Origin of the sequence: Methanocorpusculum vombati, assembly GCF_026891935.1 — an archaeon.
GTDB classification, from domain to species: Archaea; Halobacteriota; Methanomicrobia; order Methanomicrobiales; family Methanocorpusculaceae; genus Methanocorpusculum; species Methanocorpusculum vombati.
Genome location: NZ_JAPTGC010000035.1, coordinates 1 through 3,233, shown reverse-complemented (window position 1 = coordinate 3,233; position 3,233 = coordinate 1). Strand labels below are relative to the sequence as shown.

Below are 3,233 nucleotides of genomic sequence, written 5' to 3'. Positions count from 1 at the left end.
CAACGACGGTGTAGCTGTTGGCGGGTGCGGTGACGCCGGTCGGTTTGGTGTTGATAGTTACGGTGCCACTGGTGCCTTTGGCAAAGGAGATGTCAGTGACGCCGGTTGTGGTGCCGAAGCTGGCCTGACCGGTTGCGCTGACTGAGCCGCTGTCGGTTGAACCGGAGCCGCTGTCGCTGCTGCCGGAGTGCGGCTGTTCGCGGAAGGTTGCGGCGATGGTATGTGCACCGGCTACGTTTTGGAAGGTGTAGCTGCTGATGGTACCGAAGGATGTTCCGTCGACGGTGACGGCAGCGATCGTGTAACCACTTGCGGGGGTGATGGTGAAGGTCTGACTGTGTCCTTCGACTACGGTGACGGCGCCGTTCGGGCTGATGCTGCCGCCCGCACCTGCGGTTGCGGTGATGACGTGGGTTGCTGCTGAGCCGGTGACGGTGGCGATAACCGATGCGGCAATGCTGCCGGAGGTTGCGCTTATGACGGCGGTTCCTGCGGAGGTTCCGGTGATGGTTACCTGGTTTCCGGTCTGGACGATGGATGCAGATGCTCCGCCGTTTTCAACTGACCAGACTATTACGGCATCAGGGAGTTCCGCACTCAGGGTGTTGTTCCAGGCTGCTGCGGTGAACGTTGCAGTCTGGCCTGTTTCGATGGTGATGGATGTTTCGCTAGGGGAGAGGGTGATCGAGTCAGCGATTGGTTCGAGGACGGTGATTTTTGCAGCGGTGCTGTGCGTATAGGTGGTGAAATCGCTTTCGGTGTAGGTGACATTTGCGCGGTAGTAGAAGGTACCTGCCGTGGTGACGGCGGGTGTGCAGGTTTCACTGGTTTCCAGATCAGTGACATCTGCTCCGAAGGTCGGGTCGGTGGAGGTCTGCCACTGGTAGGTGAGAGTTCCACTGCCGGGCGCGGCGGCGCTGACGGTGAGCGGGGCAGCTCCGGTCTGGCCTTTGGTATAGGTTGCGCTGTTTGGATTGGTGGTGATGGTTGGTTTGCCGACAACGGTGATTGTTTTCTCTGCGGTGAGAGAGGGGGAGGTGACGGTTGCGGTCATGGAATAGCTTCCAGCACTTGTCGGGGTGAACGCGGCGACGGCTCCGGTTTTGCTGGTTGCGGTTGCAGAACCGCTCCATGCAACATCATAGCCGGCGAACTGTTTGCCTCCGTTGTCTGTTGCAACGACGGTCAGGTGTACAGTGTCGCCGAGTGCGATGGTTGTTTTGTCAGCTTCGATGCTGAGTGTGGTCGGTTTTTCACTGGTTACCGTGATTGTTGCAGTTCCGCTTACAGCGTTGTTGTTAACAGCGGTTGCGGTGAGGGTGTCGGTTCCGGCACTGTTGCCGCCGATGAGGGTGATGGTTGTTGCGGTCTTCGCATCTTCAGTGGTATAGGTTCCTGCACGGCTCCAGATGACGGGTTCGTCTTTGAGGATGTTTCCGTCTTTGTCTTTGACGAGGACACTGAAGGTCATGCTGTTTGCCTGAGGCAGGAGAATGCCTGTGGACGGAATTTCGGCGCCTCCTTCGCCGGTGATGGTGACCGTGCATGGTTCGGGTGCCGTAACACCGGCGAGGATATCTGTATAGGTGAATGCATTGTTGCTGATGTCGGTATTTTTGAGGTCGGCGGTTACGCTGTAGGTACTCCCTGCGGTAAGGCCGGTGATCTGAAGACCACTGATGGTGCTTCCTTTTGTGAAGGTTCCGGTGAGGGTCTGCGAGGTTTTGCCGCCGAGTTTGACTTGAACATCGGTTGCGTCGTTGGCATTCGGGTCGAGCCGGATGCTGACGTTGGCGATGGTGGCGTTGATCCATTTGACGGTGACGTTCTCTGCGCCGCTGAGGGCAACGGGTTTGTTGAGGACGGTTTTGATGGTGTTTGTACTGTCGTCTGCGACGAGTGTCCATTTGTTGGTATCGGAGAGAGCAAACCGGTTGATGATCTCGGATGGTTTCTGACTGGTTTTTTCTGAGTCAATTTTGATGAAATCTTTGTCATCAAGGGCTTCATCCTCGAGCTTGAAACTTTTAATTGAGCCGGTGAAATCACCGTCTATGGTTAAGACACCATTGCTGGACAGTACGTCAAACGGGAGGTCGGTGTCGAAGGTGACCGGGCCGGAAAGGTAGATATTGGCATTCTTCATATCGAGCGCGCTGGATCCGTGCTCCCCTTTTTTGAATGTGCCGCCGGTCAGGTAAAGTGTCCCTCCGTTACTGAAGGAGAGGTGAGGGCCGCCGGTATTGTTGGAAAAGAGGATGCTGCCGCCAACGATAACGGTGGTTTTTTCCCTGTCACAAACAAGACCGCTGCCGATATTGTCAATAACACTGCCTCCGGTCAGGGAAACTGTCGCTCCTATGGCGTTGGTGAGGGCGATTGTGCTACCGGTAGTACTGAATGGTGCGTTGCCAGAGATCTCGCCGCCGGTCATCTGAAAGACTGCACTGTCGGAGGGGATCATAATAGCAGCACCATTTCTTCCCGAGTTGCCGGATATTTTACCGCCGGACAGGATGAAGAGATCATAGTTACCGACACCGCCGCCGCCATTGGCACCTGCCTTATTGACTGTCGCCGTGTTGCCGGAGATTTCACCACCCGACATGGTGAATGTGCCGCGATAATTATATACGCCGCCGCTACTACTTGTTGCCGTGTTGCCGGAGATTTCACCATCGGTCATGGTGAACGTGCCCCAGTTAAAGACGCCGCCGCCCTGTTTTGTTGCCGTGTTGCCGGAGATTTTACCACCAGACATGGTGAACGTGCCGCAATAATTATATACGGCGCCGCCACTATCTGTTGCCGTGTTGCCGGAGATTTCGCCGCCGGACATCAGGAAGGATGCGTTATCGACGATGTTGACTGCCGCACGTCCCGCGGTGTTCTGTGTGATGAGACCGCCTTCCATGGTAAAGGCTGCCCAGTTCTGGACGGTAACTGCACTGCCGCGACCGGTGTAGGGGGCTGTGTTGCCCATAAGCGTGGTGTTTGTCAGGGTGACGCCGTTTTTCATGACGAGACTGCTGCCGCTGCCGCTCACGTAGATGGAGCCGTAAGTGTTTTTCACGGAGCTGAACTTGTCGTTCTGGCCGTGAATGGTCAGCGTGTTTTCAGTGCTACCACTTCCGAGGGTGAGTGTTCCGGATGTGACGTTGATGAGGAAGAATCCTTCGCCGCCGCGCCAGATGGTGTGGCCAGCTCCGAGGATGGTCATTTCGCCGGTGATG

At 56.3% G+C, this 3,233-nt stretch carries 1 protein-coding gene; it reads right to left on the bottom strand.

Going from position 1 to position 3,233, the window contains the following annotated elements; translation table 11 throughout:
- The coding region (locus O0S09_RS09910; RefSeq protein WP_425438246.1) for a beta strand repeat-containing protein at positions 1-3,233 on the bottom strand (3,233 nt) is incomplete at both ends.